At 36.6% G+C, this 20,938-nt stretch carries 17 protein-coding genes; 13 read left to right on the plus strand and 4 right to left on the minus strand.

Translation table 11 applies throughout. The annotated features are described in order from the left end of the window. Nucleotides 1–7: 7 nt before the first annotated feature. The 4 genes from ACLMCG_RS10680 to ACLMCG_RS10695 all read right to left on the minus strand — a co-directional run bounded on the left by ACLMCG_RS10680 (nucleotide 8) and on the right by ACLMCG_RS10695 (nucleotide 6,550). Nucleotides 8–3,160 (minus strand): peptidoglycan-binding domain-containing protein, encoded by a 3,153-nt coding sequence (locus ACLMCG_RS10680; protein ID WP_413959529.1) that lies wholly within the window; start codon nucleotides 3,158–3,160, stop codon nucleotides 8–10. A gap of 42 nt (nucleotides 3,161–3,202) precedes the next feature. Continuing rightward, nucleotides 3,203–4,657, minus strand: a complete 1,455-nt coding sequence (locus tag ACLMCG_RS10685; protein ID WP_413959530.1) for an ATP-binding protein — start codon at nucleotides 4,655–4,657, stop codon at nucleotides 3,203–3,205. Between the two features lie 105 nt (nucleotides 4,658–4,762). After that, nucleotides 4,763–6,184, minus strand: coding sequence for a contractile injection system tape measure protein (locus ACLMCG_RS10690; protein ID WP_413959531.1), 1,422 nt, complete (start codon nucleotides 6,182–6,184; stop codon nucleotides 4,763–4,765). A gap of 45 nt (nucleotides 6,185–6,229) precedes the next feature. Continuing rightward, a complete protein-coding gene (locus ACLMCG_RS10695; protein WP_047421505.1) occupies nucleotides 6,230–6,550 on the minus strand; it encodes a hypothetical protein in 321 nt (106 codons plus the stop codon). Between the two features lie 571 nt (nucleotides 6,551–7,121). On the opposite strand from ACLMCG_RS10695, the gene ACLMCG_RS10700 reads away from it, so the two are divergent. The 13 genes from ACLMCG_RS10700 to ACLMCG_RS10760 all read left to right on the plus strand — a co-directional run bounded on the left by ACLMCG_RS10700 (nucleotide 7,122) and on the right by ACLMCG_RS10760 (nucleotide 20,916). After that, entirely contained in the window at nucleotides 7,122–7,706 is a 585-nt protein-coding gene (locus ACLMCG_RS10700; RefSeq protein WP_413959532.1) for a DUF4255 domain-containing protein, read from the plus strand. 47 nt (nucleotides 7,707–7,753) lie between these two features. After that, nucleotides 7,754–9,472, plus strand: coding sequence for a phage tail sheath family protein (locus ACLMCG_RS10705; protein WP_413959533.1), 1,719 nt, complete (start codon nucleotides 7,754–7,756; stop codon nucleotides 9,470–9,472). 86 nt (nucleotides 9,473–9,558) lie between these two features. Then, on the plus strand, nucleotides 9,559–11,283 hold the full coding sequence (locus ACLMCG_RS10710) for a phage tail sheath family protein (protein WP_413959534.1): 1,725 nt from the start codon (nucleotides 9,559–9,561) through the stop codon (nucleotides 11,281–11,283). 34 nt (nucleotides 11,284–11,317) lie between these two features. Then, complete coding sequence (locus tag ACLMCG_RS10715; RefSeq protein ID WP_047378138.1) at nucleotides 11,318–11,749, plus strand: phage tail protein; 432 nt, start codon at nucleotides 11,318–11,320, stop codon at nucleotides 11,747–11,749. Between the two features lie 24 nt (nucleotides 11,750–11,773). After that, nucleotides 11,774–13,147, plus strand: coding sequence for a phage tail sheath family protein (locus tag ACLMCG_RS10720; protein WP_413959535.1), 1,374 nt, complete (start codon nucleotides 11,774–11,776; stop codon nucleotides 13,145–13,147). A gap of 34 nt (nucleotides 13,148–13,181) precedes the next feature. Beyond that, the gene (locus ACLMCG_RS10725) at nucleotides 13,182–13,613 is read left to right on the plus strand and encodes a phage tail protein (protein WP_047378138.1); all 432 of its coding nucleotides are present in this window, start codon (nucleotides 13,182–13,184) and stop codon (nucleotides 13,611–13,613) included. Between the two features lie 2 nt (nucleotides 13,614–13,615). Beyond that, a complete protein-coding gene (locus ACLMCG_RS10730) occupies nucleotides 13,616–14,083 on the plus strand; it encodes a phage tail protein (protein WP_047388278.1) in 468 nt (155 codons plus the stop codon). A 202-nt stretch (nucleotides 14,084–14,285) separates the two neighbouring features. Next, the gene (locus ACLMCG_RS10735) at nucleotides 14,286–14,447 is read left to right on the plus strand and encodes a DUF5908 family protein (protein WP_223599585.1); all 162 of its coding nucleotides are present in this window, start codon (nucleotides 14,286–14,288) and stop codon (nucleotides 14,445–14,447) included. Continuing rightward, nucleotides 14,447–15,166, plus strand: a complete 720-nt coding sequence (locus tag ACLMCG_RS10740; protein ID WP_413959536.1) for a CIS tube protein — start codon at nucleotides 14,447–14,449, stop codon at nucleotides 15,164–15,166. The genes ACLMCG_RS10735 and ACLMCG_RS10740 overlap by 1 nt, the downstream gene beginning before the upstream one ends. A 1-nt stretch (nucleotide 15,167) precedes the next feature. Continuing rightward, the gene (gene vgrG, locus ACLMCG_RS10745) at nucleotides 15,168–16,913 is read left to right on the plus strand and encodes a type VI secretion system tip protein VgrG (RefSeq protein WP_223599587.1); all 1,746 of its coding nucleotides are present in this window, start codon (nucleotides 15,168–15,170) and stop codon (nucleotides 16,911–16,913) included. Between the two features lie 5 nt (nucleotides 16,914–16,918). Then, nucleotides 16,919–17,209, plus strand: a complete 291-nt coding sequence (locus ACLMCG_RS10750) for a PAAR domain-containing protein (protein ID WP_047421512.1) — start codon at nucleotides 16,919–16,921, stop codon at nucleotides 17,207–17,209. A 156-nt stretch (nucleotides 17,210–17,365) separates the two neighbouring features. Continuing rightward, on the plus strand, nucleotides 17,366–17,776 hold the full coding sequence (locus ACLMCG_RS10755; protein ID WP_047421513.1) for a GPW/gp25 family protein: 411 nt from the start codon (nucleotides 17,366–17,368) through the stop codon (nucleotides 17,774–17,776). Between the two features lie 89 nt (nucleotides 17,777–17,865). Next, on the plus strand, nucleotides 17,866–20,916 hold the full coding sequence (locus ACLMCG_RS10760) for a baseplate J/gp47 family protein (protein ID WP_413959537.1): 3,051 nt from the start codon (nucleotides 17,866–17,868) through the stop codon (nucleotides 20,914–20,916). Nucleotides 20,917–20,938 lie beyond the last annotated feature (22 nt).

Here is a 20,938-nt window from a genome sequence, read left to right on the forward strand (position 1 = left end):
TTTATCTTTAATTTAATTTAATATTTGTTTGGTTTCCATTTATATCTATTTTAAAAATATTTCCGTCTGGTTCAACTGTAATAGATCCTGATGGACCATATGCTTCACCTGCTTTTGCATCTTCTGCTGATCTGACACCAGATCTCTGAAAAAAATCTTCAGGAGTTGTAATTCTTTCAATACTTTTTGTTTCATTACCTGGAATTATTTTAGTCGTTTCCATTTTTAACCATCCTTCAATTTTTCCGGCATCAAAAATAGCATTATTTGATTTTATTATTTTTCCTGCTTGAGAGCTTGTCAATTGACCAAATCCAACATCTAAATCACTTGTTAGAGTATAATTACCTCTTATTCTACTACCACCAAATATAACAGAAGAGTTTCTAGAAAATGCCTGTTTTAAGATAAATGTTGCTTGATCTTTTGAGAGACCAGGTATTATTTGAGATAATTTATCTGATGCTTCAGTAATTATTTGTTCTGTTGTTTTAATTGAAGAGGGAATAGAAATATCTTCTTCCTCAATCTTGCTCTCTCTGGAATTTGTTTCCTTTTCTTTAGGTGATCTTGATTCATCTAAATTAGTATTTTTGACCGGTTTTTCACCTTTAATTTTTTCAGTTTCTTCTAGCAAACTTTTCACCTTTACAAGGTCATTATCTGCCATTGCTTTTTCAAGTTCAATAGCCAGCTTGTCATCTTTAGCTAAAGTTTTTGCCTTTTCAAAGGTATTTTTAACTACAAGCAATTGCTCAGGGGTTAATCCTGTATTACTTATGAGCTTGGTTAGCTTAAGTTCGGCTACAAAACTATCAAATGTAACAATTCCTTTCCGAATAGCAAATACTGCTCTGGCTAATAATTCGCCTGTTTGTGCCAAACCTGGTATTGTTGCATAAGTAAGTTGTTTTGCCTTTACAAAGCCAGACAGTATTTTTTGCTGTTGGGCTTGTATTTTAGCCTGTTTAATAATATTTTCCCTTATTTTTCTTTCAAGACCATCGATTTTAAGTAGATCACTTTCTAAAGTGGCTAATGCTTTTGTAGCATCGTCGGTATCATTAAATGCTTTGGCCGCTGCAGAAATAGGTTTAGCTGATCTCAGTATTTTTGCTAATGATCCTGCATCTAACGCAGCACCTGCAATGGCGAGTACCAGCCAAGCCAAACTTGGATCGTTACCTTGCAGCACCTGTCCGACTTGTATTGAGGCATCATATAGACTTTGGTTTAAGTTATAATCATGAATCTCCTGTTTTACATAATATGTACTAATCGCTAAAGTACCTCCGCTGGCTAAAATAGCTAATAAAAATGGAGTAGCTTGCCCTAAGGATACAATGGAAAGAATGATACCTCCGGCTATAAGAATAATATTTTTTATAAGTTCATATTTCGCTTCCTGCCGGACTTTATCCTGTATAATTTTTACAGCATTTTTATTGCTGGAAATACCCGCTTGTTGTATAGAAATAGGAATAAGTTCTCCTAAATCCCAAATGAAATCTATATCCTCATCTATTATATTTTCTTCAGCTTCATTTATTTTTTCCAACTGTGTTATAATACTGTTTTTTAAAGCAGTTATAATTTGTTCATCGGTTTTGAAATCAAAATTTTCCCAATCAGGAGCCCATTCTTGCTTTTCGGCTTTCAGTCCTTTATTGTTAAAATCATCACCTATTGATAAAATTGGAATAGCTCTGTAGATTTCATTTCTGGCAGAGTATTTTCTTTCAATTCCTGATGCTTTATTTATTTTTTGATCATGAATGTCTGTTGCATAAGGATCCCTGCCAACAGCATCGTAGGCTTCTTGATATAGCTTTTGCTGCTCTTTAAAACTAGGCAGACTAGCTTGTATGGCAGCCATTTGTTTTTTATAAGCTTCTATACCGGTTTTAAGTTCCTGTAATTTATTTTTATGTTCTCCATATGGCAACCAAATACCATGTCTCTCTGCTTCTGTTAGAATTAATTTCCTGTTAATTTGAAGCATATAAAGAGCCATTTCTTTTCCGAATTTTTCAAACTCCTCAATTAATATGTCTTGTGCTTCGCTATTTTTAGGAGTTTTCTCTAAAATCGCAGCTGCTTTTTTACCTTTTGGAGATAGTTCGGGTGCTTTTAATGATTTTAGTTTGTTTTTTAGTGCTATATATTCACTATCCTCTGTAATTTTACTGTATTCGTTGGTTAAAAATTTGTTGAGTTCTTCTCTGTTAATTTCCTTTTCATTTTTTTTATCTTTATTATTGTCTACAATTCCTAATAATTTCCGTTTTAAAGCTTCTCTGGCAGCTTCGTTTTTTGGTGCTTCAAAGAAAAGATTATCCAGATATTTCTCAAGAGGTACATTTACATTTGTTGGTGTTCCTGCTTTGATCTCTCCTGCAAAGTTTATTCTACCATCTTCGCCCCAGTGTTCAGCTACTTTTATCGCATTCTCTTTACTGCCACCATATACAGCCTGATAATAAATGGCGTATCCTTCAATTGTATTTCCTTTTGGGATTTTTGTAGTGGGAATGAAGCTGACAATTAAGCAATAATCATCTGCATGTTCAGGGTTACATTTTTTTAATTTTATAGGATCTTTGCCTGTTTGGAAAAATGATTGAAAAAGTTCTTGACTTTCAAGCTTAGATTCTAAACGAGATGCAGGTTCAGATATACCTTTATTTCTTTTGTCCGATTCTGTTTTTTTATTTGGTAATGCGGCTTTTCTGATAGTTTCCCCTTCCTCTGAATTTTTTGTTACCTCATTCATTTTCAACAAAGTTTCCTTATCAAAGATTCCAGAGCCTGTAATCCCATTCTGTTGTTGGAAATTGATGAGTGCAATCCTTGTTTTATCACCAAAATAGGTTTTGTTCTCGGATACTGTATGCCCTAATTTATCAAGTGCATTATTAAGTGCTGCTACATGCTGTCCTTTGTTAAACAATTGAATGACAGATCCGCTTTTTTCTACTTTACTGAATGCTCTGCTTCTGAAAGGGACGTATGTTATTTGGGTAACTTCTGTTTTTGCGAGAGATATTTTGCTGTCCTGATCGGTGATTTGCTCAGACTTTTCTTTATCCTCTTTATTATTGTTTTTTTGCTTATCGGACCTGCCGGACCTGGGCGCAAATGTTTTCTTAAGTCTGCTCATGGTATTGGTTATTAGATAAGTTCATTATAGTGTGCTAAGGGTTTATTCTGATTTTGGTACAAATGGGCTGAGACGGGATTGATTTTTTCCAAAAGCCTTTTCATTTTCTATCATTAGATAAGTGCTTATTAATGAATAGGTAATATAGGTTTCATTACGGTCATGTAATGCCATCGCTACATTTTTCATAATGTTTCGGATATTAGCACCGGTATAAGCGTACTCTTTGGTTAAATGTTGTAAAAGCTCCTCACTTTCAAAAGTTATATTTTGAGGTAAATAATGCTCCCAAAGGGCTTTTCTTGTAATTTCTGTCGGTCGTATTACATTGACAGAGATATCGATACGGCGCTTGAAAGCATCATCCATATTGTTTTCAAAATTGGAAGCAAGAATTGTTAATCCGTCAAATTTTTCAATTCGCTGCAATAAATACGAAACTTCCTGGTTGGCGTAGCGGTCATGAGCATCTTTTACATCAGAACGTTTTCCAAATAAAGCATCAGCTTCGTCAAAAAACAACATACAGTTTTTACCCTGCAGCCTGTTGAATAGCACTTCAAGATTTTTCTCAGTTTCACCAATATATTTGCTCACCACTTGTGAAAGATCTACGTGATACATATCAATCCCATATGCATTGGCAAGAATTCCGGCCAGCATTGTTTTTCCCGTTCCCGGTGTACCATAGAATAAAGCAATGAAACCTGGTTTAAAGCTATGTTCACTGGTTTTGAAAAAGCCGTTTTCCAATGCTTTTATATAATGTCCGATGGGCTTTATCTGTTCCCTCACATTATCTTCTAAAATAATATCATCCATGGTGAGATCAGATTTGTAAAGCCTGCCGGGAAAATAAGAACCATGATCTAGTTGTGGCTTTTGACCCGATAAAAAATAATTGAGATAAGCGGTATCCAATTCAATCTTCCCATGAATAAATTCTGTTGAAGAACGGTTGTAAATAATGTCATTTTTCAACAGGACACTGCCATTGATGAATTGTGCACCATATTCTGACCACAGTGATAGATCTTTACCTGCCAGCAAAAAAAGTGCGGTTTGAAAAGTGGGTTTAAAGCTGCGGCTAATTTTATCATACTCACCACCCGCTTCAATAGCAAATGCATTACTGCTTTCTTCTATCTGCACAAATGTTTTCAGGACGGACGGATAATGAGCCGAAGCAATCCCCAGTGCTAAGATTATTCTGTCTACAACGGTAAGCTGATGGATGTTTACTGTAACCGAATAAGGAGATTGATCGTCTGATTTTGGAGGTTCAGGTATTTCATAACCAATATTTAATTCTGTCTCATCTTCCAGAAATAATTCTTTGCATCGCTTTTCAATAAGGGATTGTAACCATTTCATTTCTTCATTTAAAGAATGATGATTTACAGTATTGGATTGAAATATTGGATTGACTATTTCTGCTTTTTCATTAATTTTTGTTTTTATTAATGATGGTTCTTCATGGTTAATAGGAGATTTCATAAGCTTATTTTGAATTAATAGGGTTGCAATGGGGGTATTGCTCATATAAAATCAGCAACTTTAGAGATTGGAAAGTTTCAGAATATTAGAAAATGTAACCTGTTATTACCAGTTTACAAATATGAATTTTTTATGCCACGGGAGCTTTACGAGACCAATTCCCCATGAGAGCTTTTCAAGAAGAATATCTTGTGTTTTTCGTTCTACAGTAAGCGTGTAATCAGCGTCAGTAATAACTAATTTCCCTGGCCGCTGGAAGAACTCGTTCTGTAATAATGCTGCAGATGATTTTTTCATGGGAGCCCAGTTATGCTGTACACTTTCTATAACATTTTTAGCCTGCGTTTTATGCTTACGTGAAAGCTTAATATGCCTGTTAATCGGTTGATGCATCGGAATATTACACAGGAATTTTTCAAAAATCATGTCGTATTCAGGAGCATTTGTTTTTCCGGTAGCGATATAATGCAATAGATGGGCACATAATTCAGGATCTGTGAGCTGCTGGGTTTTGGGATCAATAAGTTCACAATGTTCAAACAGGGTTCTGATAAATGGATGGATCAAAATAAGCCCTGCATTCTGAATATATTGTCCCTCATCCTGGATTACACTTTCCTGGATGGATTCTATTACAGTTTTCACATGTTCAGGTTGATCTGCTGTATTCGTTTTGAGACTTTCTGAAATTTCATTTTCTGAAATAAAAGGGAATATCTTAACTAGTGTTTTCCTGTTTTGATGATTGCTTTTTGTTGTTGATAAGCTAATCTGTTTTTTTGTTGAAATTTCTTGTAAAAGATACTCCCTGAGATGGTTATTAGATGTATTCAAACACTCCGATATTACATTGAATACCAAGCGCCATATTGCAATTCTATCCGTATGATTCAGTTTCGACAGATGACGTATTGTATCAGTCTCCAGGTTAATGTTCAACTCTTTGTTTTTCAAAATCGCCAGACACAACTGTGCAATGTGCTCATCGGAAAGCTGATTGATTATTCGATTTCGGACATTTTCTTTTGATAAAGCAGGCAAAATGCTTTTTTGAAAGCTTCCGGACGAAATAATGCGGTCAAAAACCGTTGATTCCAAAAAAGCCATGCTATTGCTCTGTGAATTCCACCAAGGCATAGTTCCTTTTTCTAAAAAATGGAGGAAAGCCTTGATGATCTTTTCCTGATCATCTATCAGATAGACTTTAGCATCATTTTCTGTTTCCTGAGAGGACGTTTCAAGGGGCTTGGTAATTTCTGCCAGTTCTTCTTTAAAAAGTTCAGCTATTTTATCTTTTAACTCAATATTTAATGCACTGCTTTTTACATCTACATTTAATTCTAAACGAGGAATCTGCAGGGTATGACCGGCTAATTTATATTCTAAAGCTTTGATATGATTTTCAATTTCCGGAAAAACATCAATAGACAAAAAGCTATTAATATCATCTTTTATACTCAATGCTTTTGCTTTGTTGTTTACGGTGATTTCAACAAAAATTTTCTGAATGATATGATCTTGCTTCACATTAAATAAGTTTACATTATAAAATATCGGGAATCGTCAAATGTTTTACTTTTGGTCGAATTCTCCACCCCAAAAACCTGCAGGGCAAAGACTAAATCTGGATCTCTGCTTAGCACTCAATCTGCATCCGCAGCCTCTGATAAATCCATCTTTTGGACCGTCTACAACTTCCAGTGTATCTGGATTAAGCCATTTCATCGCGTTGCAGTTGTTGCCGTTTTTTAAAGGACATGCATTACAGATTTCTTCTCTTAAAGAGAAAATAGCTTCTTCATTTTGATTGGCTGCACCCAGTTTTGAGCGTAGTTCGTTAAAATGGCCTTCAATGATTTCATTGCGCTTGCTGAAAAGATTTTTAATATTCATATGATTAAAGTTTTTAAAATTATTGGGTCAAAATTAGAAAGAAGAGATACTATTTTGCGAATGATAAGGCCGCTCTATTCTGTCTTTGCAGTAAAAGACAAAAATCATTTCCTGATGATGCAGGTTTGCAGTTTTTAGAAATTGCCAGTACAAAAAAACTTGGTACTTCTAATCAAAAAGCATATTGTTTTTTAGAGACTGATACTTTGGACAATCAATTTTAGTATTTGATTATTTACAATTCAGAAAATCTGGTATAACTAAAAATGGTCATTTAATGAATGGACAATTTTATGTTGAAATATGATAGTTTTTAAAAACAGAATGATACTCAATTGGCAGACGAAAATTAAGTCATAATTCGACAAGGGAAATCTAAGGACTAAAATTTAATTTTTCAATATTGTTTTTAATGTGCTTGTTTTCAGTTGTATATCTGTATTGTTTTTGATTTTTTTCTATAAGAATGAAAATCCTATTTACTGCAAAGACTGTATTGAGGCCTCAAAATATTTGTCTTTTGAGGGGGCGTGATTGTATGTTTGCACCATAATAATTAAGAACAGAAATTATGATTAATAAAGTATTAACAGTTTTAAAAAATCAGCTAAATGCTCCGGATGGTTTATGGGATCCTAACGTTCCTGGCGAAATCGAAATTGCTGTTGTTGATGACATCGCAAAACAGGATGAGAACGCTGAAGGAATTAATAACAAAGTAGTAATCAGTCTGCTCAATATTGAGGAAGAATCGACATTGAAAAACAGATCAAGGTATCAGCAGGTTGTGGTAGAAAACAATCCGGTCCGATACGATAAAGAAAGTACTCCGGCTTACTTAAACTTATATGTGATGATTGCCGCCAACAGAAGTACATACAGCAAATCTTTACTGAGTATTTCAAAAGTTATTGAGGTATTTCAGACAAAAAATGTTCTGGAATATGTGGATCTTAAACCGGAAAATAACTTCAGTTTCAGAATCGAACTGCACTCCATTCCCTTTGAACAGCTAAGTTACGTCTGGGGATTATTAGGCGGAAAAATAATGCCTTCTGCTTTATATAAAATCAGTGTGATAAAAATTGCGGCCAAGGATGTGGTTCCTGTTACATTAATTAATGATGTTAATATACAAAGTATTAAAGTTGATTAATCATAAAAGCAAAAACTAAAAACTAATAACCCTTTAAATTTTTAAACATGTTAAATCCAGCAACACCAGGTGTTTCTGTTGAAGAAATTACAAAACTTCCATACTCAGTTGCCTACATAGACACAGCTATGCCAGCGTTTATTGGGTATACTGAACTACTTCCTGCCGGGTATAATGAGCCCTTCAGAATCAGTTCTCTTTTAGAATATGAACAATATTTCGGAAAAGCAAAAAAGGAAAATATCCAGCTAAAAGATGTAGAAGGCCAGGGAGCAACTATTATAGCACCTCAGGTACAGTTTTTAATGTATTATTCACTGCAAATGTATTTTGCCAATGGCGGCGGACCGTGTTATATCATCTCCGTAGGGGATTATACCTCAGCAGAAGTACAATTATCCTCATTGGAAGCAGGACTCAATAAAATTGATCATAAAAATATTACAGAACCGATTCTTATTATTTTCCCTGATGCTATTTCGCTAACCAATGAATCTGAGTTTTATAACATTTATAATCAGGCCATTGATAAAGCAAAAGATGAGACGAAAAACAGATTTGTTATACTGGACACTTACTACGGTAATTCTGTCACCAAATCAAACAATCTTACCACTATTGAAGCTTTTAGAAATAATATAAGCACAACCAATCATGGAGCAGCTTACTTCCCTCACTTAAAAACTATTTTGAATTATACTTTTGATGAAACTCAAACTCCTATAATACATACTGGTTTACAAAAGCCAGGACAAGACAGTACTCTTTTTTATGCAGGTGAGACCGCTGCTTTAGATGAATTAAAAAGTCTGGCAAGTGCTGAAATCTCAACCGGATCTGCCGACGCTTACGTTCTTGCTGATTTATTAGATCAGGCTATTGCGATAGCAGAAGAAGTGAATGACAATGCTGATGCAGGTGACAAAAAGAATGCTTTAACAGTTGCCGTTTCTGAAGCAAAGATTGTGTTGGAAGCCATTTATGATGGAACAATAGATGATTTTATGATCCCTGATGATTCGGATGAAAATGCACCTGATTTCACTGGAGAGTTTACTGCATTAAAAACTGCAATTCTCGAAGTAAAAGATGAAAAAGGAGATGCAGACGGAATTACGCTTAAAAATTTGGAATTCTCTAATTCTGCATTATATAATCAGGTAAAAAAAGAAATACAGTCGTTAAAAGTTGTTTTACCGCCATCATCAGCTATAGCAGGGGCATACGGTAGAGTAGACAGTGTAAGAGGTGTGTGGAAAGCTCCGGCAAATGTGAATATCAGCAATGTGCTTGTTCCGACAGAAAAAATTTCCGATCAGGAACAGGCTGCTTTAAACATAGATCCATTCGGAAAATCAATCAATGCAATCAGAACTTTTACAGGAAAAGGAACTTTGATCTGGGGAGCCAGAACTCTTGAAGGGAAAGATAAAAATAGTGAAGGGAAAGATAATGAATGGAAGTATGTACATGTACGCCGCTATCATAATATGATCAGACAAGCGATAACAGAAGCACTCGACAGGTTTATTAATGAGCCTAATATTCCCCACACATGGCTACGTGCAAAAACAATGTTGGAAAACTTTCTTAATCAGCAATGGATGGAAGGTGCATTGGCAGGCAGCACTCCGAAAGAAGCTTACGAAGTAACAGTTAAGGGAGTAGAAGGCACTACTATTATGAATGTTGATCTTAAAATAGCATTAGTGCGTCCTGCAGAGTTTATTGTACTCAAGTTCTCACACAAATTGCAACAATTCTAAACCATACAATCAATAAATCAATCACGAATAAATACCCGAAGTTCTACTTCGAGGAATAATTAATATTAACGTAAAATTTTTTAAAAATGAATTACAAAACCCCTGGAGTTTACGTGGAGGAACAAGGAAAATTTCCGCCTTCCGTAGCGCAAGTTGAAACGGCTATCCCTGCTTTTATTGGATATACAGCGGATGGACCGAAAAATAAACCAACGAGAATTGCTTCGATGTTGGAGTATGAACAACTTTTTGGAAAAGCAAATCCGGAAATCTTCGCTGTAGCTTTCAAAGATGGTGCTGTCACAGCAATACAACCTAAAATAAGCGATTTTAAAATGTATTATGCTATGCAGATGTATTTTGCCAATGGTGGTGGGGCTTGCTATATTGTTTCGGTAGGAGGTTACAATGATCAGGTAACCGTTGGAACTTCTACAACAGAAGCCGGAACTTTATTATATGGTCTTGAATTACTAAAAAAAGAAGACGAACCTACTCTTATCGTTTTCCCGGATCTTCAAGGTTTGGTTGCCACTGCTGCTGAAGTTATTGCGGCAGACGATGCTTTTCAAGCTTCCATGGATAATAGGAATGTAGCTGTTGCTGCTGAAGCTGCTGCTAAAGCCGTTTCAAACGCTGTTGACGGTGCTAGTGTAGCTGCTGCTGTAGCTGCTGCGGTCGCTAAAGCTGCTGATTATGAAGTTACCAATCCTGGAAATCTTAGCGAAGTTGCTGCTGTTAAGGCTGCTCAGGATGTTGTAGCCGCTGCTAAAGCTGCTGCTGCTATTGCCAATGCTACTGTTGCTACTGTTAAAGCTGCTGCTAAAGTTGTTGCAGATGCTTATAATGAAGATCTTGCTACTATTAACATTATTTCTGGTTTTGCTTCTGAAAATGCTGATAATGTTTCTGATGCTAACATAGATTCTTTTATTACTGAGGCCTATTCTGCATACAATAGTGCTTTGAATCAGGCGGAATCTATGAAAGACAGATTCGTTATCATGGATGTTCTTGGAAATGATACTATTTTTAGAAAAGAAGTAAAAGCTAAGGGCTTAAATTATGGAGCAGCTTATTATCCAAAATTAAAAACGGTTTTGAGTTATGATTTTAATGAAGCTAATGTTTTAGTTACGGGCGCTGCTGGTATTAAAAATTTAGCAGAATTGAAATTAAAAAATTCAGAATTATATAATCAGGCTAAAACAGCAATTGAGTCTCAACAGGTAGTACTAGCTCCATCATCAGCAATGGCAGGAGTGTATGCCAAAGTAGACAGTACTTCCGGAGTATGGAAATCACCAGCTAATTTGGGACTTAGCCTGGTAGATGTACCGGCAGTAAAAATCTCCAATAAAGAACAGGAGCTTCTTAATGTAGATGCGGTAGCAGGAAAATCAATCAACGCGATCAGAACTTTTGCAGGAAAAGGAACATTAGTTTGGGGTGCAAGAACATTAGACGGAAACAGTAACGAATGGAGATATATATCTGTACGTCGTTTCTTCAACATGGTAGAAGAATCTGTGAAGAAAGCAACAGAACGTTTCGTTTTTGAACCGAATACTGCTAATACATGGACTCGTGTACAGGCAATGATCGAAAATTATCTTGACCAGCAGTGGAGAGACGGTGCATTAGCAGGGAGCAAGCCGGAAGAAGCTTATTATGTAAGCGTTGGTTTGCACAAAACAATGTCGGCTCAGGATATTTTAGAAGGAAGAATGAATATCGAGATCGGTATGGCTGCAGTACGTCCTGCTGAATTTATCGTACTCAATTTTTCACACAAATTACAGGAAGCATAAAATCAATTAAATAACAATAAAATTAAAATAAATTATGAGTACATATCCATTAGTAAAGTTTGCCTTTGAAGTAGATTGGGGCGGAACAAAAGTAGGTTTTCAGGAAGTCAGCGGATTAAATGTTGAAGCAGCTTTAATTGAGTACAGACACGGTGCAAGCCCTGATTTTAGTAAGATTAAAATGCCTGGAATGAAAAGTTTCAGTAACATCACTTTAAAAAGAGGAACTTTCAAAACAGATAATGAATATTTCGACTGGTTCCAGAGTATTCAGCTAAGTACAGTGGAGCGCAGATCTATTACCATCTCTCTTTTAGATGAAACAGGAGCGCCTGCAGTAACCTGGAAAGTGAAAAATGCATTCCCTCTTAAATTACAGTCAACAGATCTGAAAGCTGAAGGTAATGAGGTGGCTATCGAAACCTTAGAAATTGCACACGAAGGATTAACTATTGAAAATAACTAACATTAACTTTAAAATTTACAAAAAATGAATTACAAAACACCTGGAGTTTACGTAGAAGAAATTGCGAAATTCCCACCATCTGTAGCGCAAGTAGAAACAGCTATTCCTGCTTTTATCGGACATACAGATAAAGGACCAAGAAATGAACCGACAAGAATCTCTTCTATGTTGGAATACGAAACAATTTTCGGAGGAGCAAAAGATGAAAAAACAGCGTTCTCTGTTACGATTGAAGATACTGTTGTAACTGCAAAAGTAGACAACACCAAGCTAAGCCCTTATAAAATGCATTATGCTATGCAAATGTATTTTGCTAACGGTGGAGGACCTTGCTATATTGTGTCAGTAGATAACTATGAAAAGACTCCTGCCTTAGGAACAGAAACAGTTGCCGGCGGTTTATGGTTCGGATTAAAATCATTGGAAAAAGAAGATGAGCCAACACTTATTGTTTTCCCGGATGCGGAAGTTTTAGGAGCAGATGCTTACAAATTATACAATAAAGCTTTGGATCAGGCAGAAGATTTGAAAGACAGATTCGTTATTATGGATGTTTTTGCAGATGCTGCTGCTTTCAGAGCCGGAGTAGATGCTGCAGGATTAAAATATGGAGCTGCCTATTATCCAAAATTAGAAACAGTGTTAAGCTATAGCTTTGATGATAAAGATGTTAAAATCGAAAGCTATAAAGAATTAAATGCTGCGGGAGCGCTTGTAGATGTTACAATGCCTCAGAATGAAAACAACTTAGCATGGTTGAAATCAAAAAGTTCAGTGCTGTATAATCAAGCTAAAAAGGAGATTGAATCTAAAAGAGTAGTATTGACTCCATCATCATCTATTGCCGGAATTTATGCCAAAGTAGACAGCACTTCAGGAGTATGGAAAGCACCGGCTAACTTAGCAATCAGCAACGTACTGGCGCCTGTTGTAAAAATTTCCAATGAAGTGCAGGATGGTCTTAACGTAGATGCAGTAGCAGGAAAATCAATCAATGCGATCAGAACTTTTACAGGAAAAGGAACCTTAGTTTGGGGTGCAAGAACATTAGACGGAAACAGTAACGAATGGAGATATGTACCAGTACGTCGTTTCTTCAATATGGTAGAAGAATCTGTGAAGAAAGCAACAGAACGTTTCGTTTTTGAACCGAATACTGCCAATACATGGGTTCGTGTACAGGCCATGATCGAAAATTTCCTTGATCAGCAGTGGAGAGACGGTGCATTAGCAGGGAGCAAGCCGGAAGAAGCTTATTACGTAAGCGTTGGTTTACACAAAACAATGTCGGCTCAGGATATCTTAGAAGGAAGAATGATTATTGAAGTCGGTATGGCTGCAGTACGTCCTGCTGAATTTATCGTACTACGTTTTTCACACAAATTACAGGAAGCATAAGCTAAATTAAATAACAACTAAAAATAAATACATTATGAGTACATATCCATTAGTAAAGTTTGCCTTTGAAGTAGATTGGGGCGGAACAAAAGTAGGTTTTCAGGAAGTCAGCGGATTAAATGTTGAAGCAGCTTTAATTGAGTACAGACACGGTGCAAGCCCTGATTTTAGTAAGATTAAAATGCCTGGAATGAAAAGTTTCAGTAACATCACTTTAAAAAGAGGAACTTTCAAAACAGATAACGAATATTTCGACTGGTTCCAGAGTATTCAGCTAAGTACAGTAGAGCGCAGATCTATCACGATCTCCCTTTTAGATGAAACAGGAGCTCCTGCAGTAACCTGGAAAGTGAAAAATGCATTCCCTCTTAAATTACAGTCAACGGATCTGAAAGCTGAAGGTAATGAGGTGGCTATTGAAACGCTTGAAATTGCACACGAAGGATTAACTATTGAAAATAACTAATCATGGCAGTTTTATATCCTCCAACCAGTTTCTCTTTTATTGTTAACGGGATTTCAACAACAGAGGGTATTGACTCCAGATTTCAATCTATATCTGGTTTATCAACAGAAATTGGAACTGAAGAATATGCCGAAGGAGGCGAAAACAGGTTTACACACCAACTTCCTTTGAGGCCCAAATATCCTAATCTGGTTCTTAAACGTGGGTTAATCGTAAGTTCCGGATTGATAAGCTGGTGCAGAAATGCGATGGAAAACTTCCAGTTTGAACCCAGAGACCTGATCATTACTCTTTCAGGAGGAATTCAGTCTACAGCACCCTTAATGGTTTGGAATGTAGTTGGAGCATACCCCGTAAGATGGGAAGTATCAGAATTCAACGCAGAAGAAAGCAAACTTGCTATTGAAACAATAGAACTGAAATATAGATATTTCACAATACCCTCATCGTTAGCAAGCTTAGGCTTGTAATTTCTAAATCAAATCTAAGCACCTGAACGTGTGTTAGTTTAAAGATAAATTTTACCAAAATCTTTTTTCATAAAAAACAACAGATTGGTCTATAACAGAGACTGAACACACCCTTCATGTGCTTGGATTTTTAAAAATGAACATATTAAATCATTGGTTATTAGTGTTTTGAATATTAATGATCGATTAAAAAACAAACGAAATGCCAATAGAAATAAAAGAGCTTCACATTAAAATAAATGTGGACGAAAAAGCAGCAGCTGCAACGACTGCCGCATCGGTAGATGAGGCACTGCTTATGCGTGCAATCAGTGAAAGTGTAGAGCAGGCAGCAAAGATAGAACAACGTAAAAAAGAAAGATAATGAGAGGAGCAATTCAAAAACTGACTATCGGAACATACAAAGATTCTGATTATGAAAAAAGAATTCAGAATGGCGCTTTTAAAGCTTTTATTAATCCTACAGGGTATTCTGTAACCTATAAAACGGAACTTGAACCCGGTCAGGCACCAGGAACAGCTAAAACCGATTTAAAATATGTAGCGTCACCTTCAACTGATTTGCAATTAGAATTTCTATTTGATGGGACAGGAGTCACAGAAGCGAATTCCGGTATTAAGCTTATCAATAAAATTAAAGGTAAGGCTTTTAAAAAGACATCTGTAAAAGATCAGGTTGATGCTTTTTATAAGGCTACAGGCCAGGTTTCAGGTCCTATACATAAACCTTATAACGTTATTCTTAATTGGGGAGACTTTGAATTTAAAGGAGTACTGGCAGAATTTACTGTAGAATATAAGTTGTTTGACAATGAAGGACAGCCTTTAAGAGCTATAGGAAAAGCAAAATTCAGTGAATCAATAAGTCCCAAGTTAGAAGCAGCAGAAAAAAAACAGAGTTCTCCCGATCTTACCCATAAAAGAACAGTACAAGCAGGAGATACACTGACATTAATGACCGAAAGAATTTATGGAGACTCCAAATACTATCTGGAGGTAGCCAAAGTGAATAACCTTGTTAATTTCAGACAGCTAAAACCAGGACAGGAATTATTCTTTCCGCCATTAGAAAAAGTTTCATAATATGAATAATAGCGGATACATACAAACAGCAAAAAATCCAGATTTAGTCACCCATAAGGTGATGTCTGGAGGAACAGAACTGCCGGGGAAGTACGGGGTGAAAAGCATTGTCGTGGAAAAAGAAGTCAACAGAATTCCTTATGCCCGCATTGTTATTTTAGACGGAAGCGTACCGGAGCAGGATTTCAAGCTCAGTAATGAAGATCTGTTAATTCCCGGAAAAGAAATTGAGATTACCGCCGGATACCATTCCGAAGAGGAAACCATCTTTAAAGGAGTTGTGGTAAAGCACAACATAAAAATCAGAAACGGTTCTTCTTACCTCATCATAGAATGCAGAGATAAGGCTGTAAAAATGACCTTAGGAAGAAAAAGTAAGTACTTCTACGAAAGTACAGACAGTGATGTCATGGAAGAACTCATCAGTAATAACGGGCTTACTGCCGATGTGGAAGCTACTTCAAATTCACACAAGGAATTGGTGCAGTATCAGGCTTCTGATTGGGATTTTATGCTAACCAGAGCGCAGGCAAACGGTAAACTTTGTTTCGTTGAAGATGGAACTATTAAAATTACTAAACCTGATTTTAGTGGTGAAACTGTAGAAACAGTGGTTTATGGATCATCTGTACATGAATTTGATGGAGAAATTGATGCCAGAGACCAGTTCAGTAAAATTACTGCCAAAACATGGAGCTATACCGATCAGGAACTGACAGAAGTGGAAGCTAAAGATCCGGCGATTAACCTCAATGGAAACCTTTCATCAGGTGATTTGGCAGATGTCTTCGGAATTGAAGACCTGCAGCTTAAACATGGTGGAAATCTTACTCAAAGTGAGCTGCAGGAATGGAGTGATGCCAAAGCAACTTTCCAGCAACTGGCCAAAACAAGAGGAAGAGTACAATTTCAGGGAATCCCGGATGCCAAACCAGGAGTTTCGTTAACACTAGAAGGAGTAGGAAACCGATTCAACGGGAAAATATACGTAACCGGTGTCCGTCATGAAATCGCCGAAGGAAACTGGCTGGTGGATGCTCAATTCGGACTTTCTCCAACATGGTTCTCAGAAACCTATGATGTAAGCGAAAAGCCAGGCGCAGGAATTATGCCTGCCATAAGCGGATTGCATGTAGGAGTAGTATCACAACTGGAATCTGATCCTGACGGAGAAGACCGAATTCTGGTACAGATTCCTATCATTAATAGCGAGGAAGAAGGAATCTGGGCACGTATTGCTACCCTTGATGCCGGAGAAAACAGAGGATCATTCTTCAGACCGGAAATCGGAGATGAGGTGATCATCGGATTTATTAATGATGATCCTAATGATGCCGTTGTACTTGGAATGTTGAACAGCAGTGCAAAACCAGCTCCTATTGTAGCTTCAGATGATAATCACGAAAAAGGATTTGTTACCCGAAGCGAAATGAAAATGATTTTTAATGACGACAAAATTTCGTACACACTGGAAACACCAAAAGGTAAAAAAGTGATTGTAGACGAAGATGCCGATGTCATTACAATAAAAGATGAGCATTCTAATACTCTTACCCTTAATAAAGACGGTATCAGTATGGAAAGCGGAAAAGACATTAAAATCAAAGCAAAAGGAGACATTAATATGGAAGGAACCAATATCAATGTAAAAGCAAGTGCTCAATTCAAAGCAGAAGGCAGTTCCGGCTCAGAGCTTAAATCAGGAGCAGTAACAGTAGTAAAAGGATCTCAAGTTAAAATTAATTAATACTCATGAAACCGGCAGCAAGAATTACAGATATGCATACCTGTCCTATGGTAACGGGAAATGTTCCCCATGTAGGAGGGCCTATAATGCCGGCAGGAGAACCCACAGTGCTTATCGGCGGAATGCCTGCAGCAAGACAGGGAGACAAAGCAGTATGTACCGGGCCACCGGATACCATTGCGTCAGGATCTTCAAGTGTTTTGATAGGTGGGAAACCTGCCGCAAGAATGGGCGATTCTACCGCTCATGGAGGGGTGATAACCGCAGGGGAAGCTACTGTTTTAATAGGCGGATAATATTGAAGGCGGCTTTTAACACAATCATAAGCTCCCCTATAGATAAGCTCCGACTAAAAGTAAAAATGTAGAACATCAATAACAAAAACGGTTAGAATAACCAAAACTCTATGCTACAGATGCAGGATGTGAACATTCAATATAACAAATTAACGTATGAAAATAAATACAGATTTTTTAGGAACAGGCTGGAGTTTTCCGCCTGAGTTTAACGAAACTGAAGGAAAACTGGCCATGACCACAGATGTGGAAGACATCAATAACAGCCTTAAGATTTTATTGTCAACACGCCCTGGCGAACGTGTCATGTTCCCAAATTACGGGTGTGACTTGCAGGATATGCTCTTTAAACCTCTGGACTTAACGCTGATTACCCAAATGAAAGGAATCGTGGAGCGTGCTATTTTATATCATGAACCCAGAATCAATATTCTAAGTATCGAAATTGATACTCAGGAAGAGCTTCAGGGAGAAGTTTTGATACAGGTTGACTACGAAGTAAGAAATACTAATACAAGAAGCAATATGGTTTTCCCTTTTTACAAAGGAGAAGCTACCGAAATATAATGAATTACGGGATGTCTGTAGCCATTTTGAATACTACCAAACACTACAATAAGTATTGCATCTGACCATAGAAAGATAAATATAAACAAATGAAAAAAACAGATACATTTTCACATTATCGTGAAGGAAAATCACAAATGCAGCGCTTTTTAGCAGAATTAGATCCTGGGAATCTTGAGTTACACGATTTCGATTTGTTTGACTGGCTATTATTCGCAAACAATTTTGCAAGTCATGTAAACTATTTTGACAAAGATGATAATACGGCACCAAAAGGAAAATGGGGAAACTTCTTCCTGGGTGATGATGCCAACGCTATCCCACGTAGAGAAAGCGTTGAGTATAAAAGTATGAAAAAACAGGTTACAGATCTTATGTCCCAGTTTGAACAGGATAGCAGCCTTACCCCTCATCTGACATTATTTGTCTGCTTCTTAAAATTATTGGATTTCTCAAAAAAAGCTTTCAATAATCTGACGAAAAGACACCTGGATTTCTATTATAACGAAATTCTTCAAATTGAGAAAAATGATGCCAAATCAGACAAAGTCTATGTGATCTTTGAACTCGCCAAAAAAGCGATTCAGGAAAAAATTCCGGCCGGTACATTACTGGATGGGAATAAAGACACTGACGGAAAGAAACGAATCTACAAAACAGGTGATGAAATTATTGCCAATCAGGCAAAAGTAGTTGAGATCAAAAGTTTCTTAAATGATGCTGAAAAGAGAGAGCTGAAAATGGCTTCGGTGGCCAATTCTGCCGATGGTTTGGGAGATAAATTACCGGAAGACAGCAACTATTGGTGGCCGTTTGGATATAATTCTGATGAAACCGTTTCCAATAAATCGATTTATAAGGAACTTCCAAAAGCCAAACTAGGCTTTTCAATTGCTTCCTCATTATTTGATTTAAAAGAAGGAGAACGTACCATTACTCTTAAGATCGATTTTAATAAGAACTCAACTCAGAAATTACAGAGCCTTTCAAAAACAGAGATTAAAAATAATATCAAAGTGCTTTGCAGCGGGGAGAAAGAATGGTTATCAGGTGCTGATTTAATATGTATTAAAAACGAAGAAGAAAGATTAGAACTTTCTATTACATTACAAAAAGAGTTCCCGGCCGTTGTAAAATACAATAAAGAAGTGCTGGCAGAAACATTTCAAACCAGCTTTCCTGTGGTAAGATTGATGATTGAAGGAGAAAAATACTACGATATGTATGAAGCTCTTTCAGAAAAATTAATAAAGAACATAGAAATAGCAGTTGATGTAAAAGGAGTAAAATCTATTCAGCTAGAAAATGACAACGGGGCATTAAATTCAGAAAAGCCTTATTATCCTTTCACCGCACAACCTGTTAAAGGATCTAATTTTTATATCAGATGTCCTGAAATGTTTTCCAAAAAATGGCAGAATGCAGACATTACGATCAACTGGAAGAATGCTCCGGATTCTGTAAAAGATTTATACAGCGGATATGTTATTCAGCCAAATCAGAATATAAGTTTAACCGATTTTGAGGCCTTAAAAAGCTCCTCAATCGTAGGTTCTGACGCTTACTTTAAAGCAGATGTTGCCTTGCTGGATAAAGAAATCTGGTATGAAAAGGCTAATGATATTGATGTATTCAGTAAAGAAAAAGATGCGTATAAAATCCGGTTTTCTGTAAATAATGCAAGTAATAAAGCAGGAACAAGTGAGACGATCAGAGTAACACTGAACCAGTCGTCATTACAGGATGTATATCCTAAACTGTATACATTGGCATTATCAAGTAATCCGACCTTTAAAAAACTTATTCCCAATGAGCCATATATTCCTTTTGCGGAAGATATAGAGTTGAATTACAGCGCAAAAGAAAATGTATATTCTTATCTGGAAAAAGAATCTGCAGGAGAAGCTTCAAAAAATAAAGAAGTACAGCTGTACCACGAAGACGTATTCGGTCAATACGAAAAAGAAGTCGAAACCAACAGCATTGTACCGGTACACCAAAATGGAGGTGAACTGTACATCGGTCTGGAAGCAATGCCTCAGACCACAGTTTCACTATTAATTCAAATGCTGGAAGGAAGTGAAAACCCTCTGGTGGATACTTTCCTGGAAAAAGAATTTATAGAATGGCATATCCTTTCAAACAATTCATGGATGAGTTTGTCGGATTATATGCTGCAGAACGAGACCAGAAAATTCCTGGAATCAGGGATAATCAAGTTCAAAGTGCCTAAGGATGTTGATAAAAGCCACACAAGATTTACCGACGGATTAGTCTGGATCAGAGCCAAATCACAAAGAAGCTACGATGCAGTATGCAAAATCCAGGGAATTTATACTCAGGCTGTTTTAGCAACATTCCAGAATCAGGACAATGATCTGTCTCACCTCAATAACGGATTGGAGGCAAAAACCATTGCTAAGCTGATCTCCAGAGTTCCTCAGGTAAAATCTGTCAGCCAGCCTTATAACTCGTTTGACGGGAAATACAAAGAAACAGATACCGAGTTTTACAGACGTGTGAGTGAACGGTTAAGACACAAGCACAGAGCTATTACACAATGGGATTACGAACATCTGGTATTACAGGAATTTCCGGAAGTCTTTAAGGTAAAATGTTTAAATCATACTTCCGAAACGTCCTATATGGCTCCTGGTCATGTAACCCTGATGGTGGTTCCGAATATTAAAAATAAAAATGCTTTTGACATCTATCAGCCCAGAGTAAGCAGAGCCTCTTTGAATAAAATTCAAAACTATGTAAATGAATTAAATACAATGCATGTGACCGCTCAGGTGATTAATCCCAATTATAAAGAAGCAAAAGTAGAAACAAAGGTCAGGTTCTTTGAGCAGTATGACGAAACATTCTACATCAAACAGCTGGACGAAGATATTAAAAAATACATATCGCCATGGGCTTTTACAGACTCTGAAAATATTGATTTTAATGTAGAGTTAAATGTTAATCAATTGGTTAACTATCTGGAGCAGCTGCATTATGTAGATTACATTGATGATATTAAAATCCTGGTGAATAATATTCCGCAAAGGAAATCTTTAATCGAAGTAGATCCAAAATCAATTCTGGTATCTGCCAAGCAGCACAATGTCACTATTACAGAACAGGTATGTATTTAATAATAAATAAGAAGAAACATAA

The organism is Chryseobacterium sp. S90 (assembly GCF_047444895.1).
GTDB lineage: Bacteria > Bacteroidota > Bacteroidia > Flavobacteriales > Weeksellaceae > Chryseobacterium.

What these genes read in the sequence shown, in the direction of transcription:
- ACLMCG_RS10760 (WP_413959537.1), top strand. Translation starts at nt 17,866, where the DNA reads ATGAAAAAAACAGATACATTTTCACATTATCGTGAAGGAAAATCACAA.
- ACLMCG_RS10755 (WP_047421513.1), top strand. Translation starts at nt 17,366, where the DNA reads ATGAAAATAAATACAGATTTTTTAGGAACAGGCTGGAGTTTTCCGCCT.
- ACLMCG_RS10710 (WP_413959534.1), top strand. Translation starts at nt 9,559, where the DNA reads ATGAATTACAAAACCCCTGGAGTTTACGTGGAGGAACAAGGAAAATTT.
- ACLMCG_RS10680 (WP_413959529.1), bottom strand. Translation starts at nt 3,160, where the DNA reads ATGAGCAGACTTAAGAAAACATTTGCGCCCAGGTCCGGCAGGTCCGAT.
- ACLMCG_RS10695 (WP_047421505.1), bottom strand. Translation starts at nt 6,550, where the DNA reads ATGAATATTAAAAATCTTTTCAGCAAGCGCAATGAAATCATTGAAGGC.
- ACLMCG_RS10685 (WP_413959530.1), bottom strand. Translation starts at nt 4,657, where the DNA reads ATGAAATCTCCTATTAACCATGAAGAACCATCATTAATAAAAACAAAA.
- ACLMCG_RS10705 (WP_413959533.1), top strand. Translation starts at nt 7,754, where the DNA reads ATGTTAAATCCAGCAACACCAGGTGTTTCTGTTGAAGAAATTACAAAA.
- ACLMCG_RS10730 (WP_047388278.1), top strand. Translation starts at nt 13,616, where the DNA reads ATGGCAGTTTTATATCCTCCAACCAGTTTCTCTTTTATTGTTAACGGG.
- ACLMCG_RS10750 (WP_047421512.1), top strand. Translation starts at nt 16,919, where the DNA reads ATGAAACCGGCAGCAAGAATTACAGATATGCATACCTGTCCTATGGTA.
- ACLMCG_RS10735 (WP_223599585.1), top strand. Translation starts at nt 14,286, where the DNA reads ATGCCAATAGAAATAAAAGAGCTTCACATTAAAATAAATGTGGACGAA.
- ACLMCG_RS10725 (WP_047378138.1), top strand. Translation starts at nt 13,182, where the DNA reads ATGAGTACATATCCATTAGTAAAGTTTGCCTTTGAAGTAGATTGGGGC.
- vgrG (WP_223599587.1), top strand. Translation starts at nt 15,168, where the DNA reads ATGAATAATAGCGGATACATACAAACAGCAAAAAATCCAGATTTAGTC.
- ACLMCG_RS10720 (WP_413959535.1), top strand. Translation starts at nt 11,774, where the DNA reads ATGAATTACAAAACACCTGGAGTTTACGTAGAAGAAATTGCGAAATTC.
- ACLMCG_RS10700 (WP_413959532.1), top strand. Translation starts at nt 7,122, where the DNA reads ATGATTAATAAAGTATTAACAGTTTTAAAAAATCAGCTAAATGCTCCG.
- ACLMCG_RS10715 (WP_047378138.1), top strand. Translation starts at nt 11,318, where the DNA reads ATGAGTACATATCCATTAGTAAAGTTTGCCTTTGAAGTAGATTGGGGC.
- ACLMCG_RS10740 (WP_413959536.1), top strand. Translation starts at nt 14,447, where the DNA reads ATGAGAGGAGCAATTCAAAAACTGACTATCGGAACATACAAAGATTCT.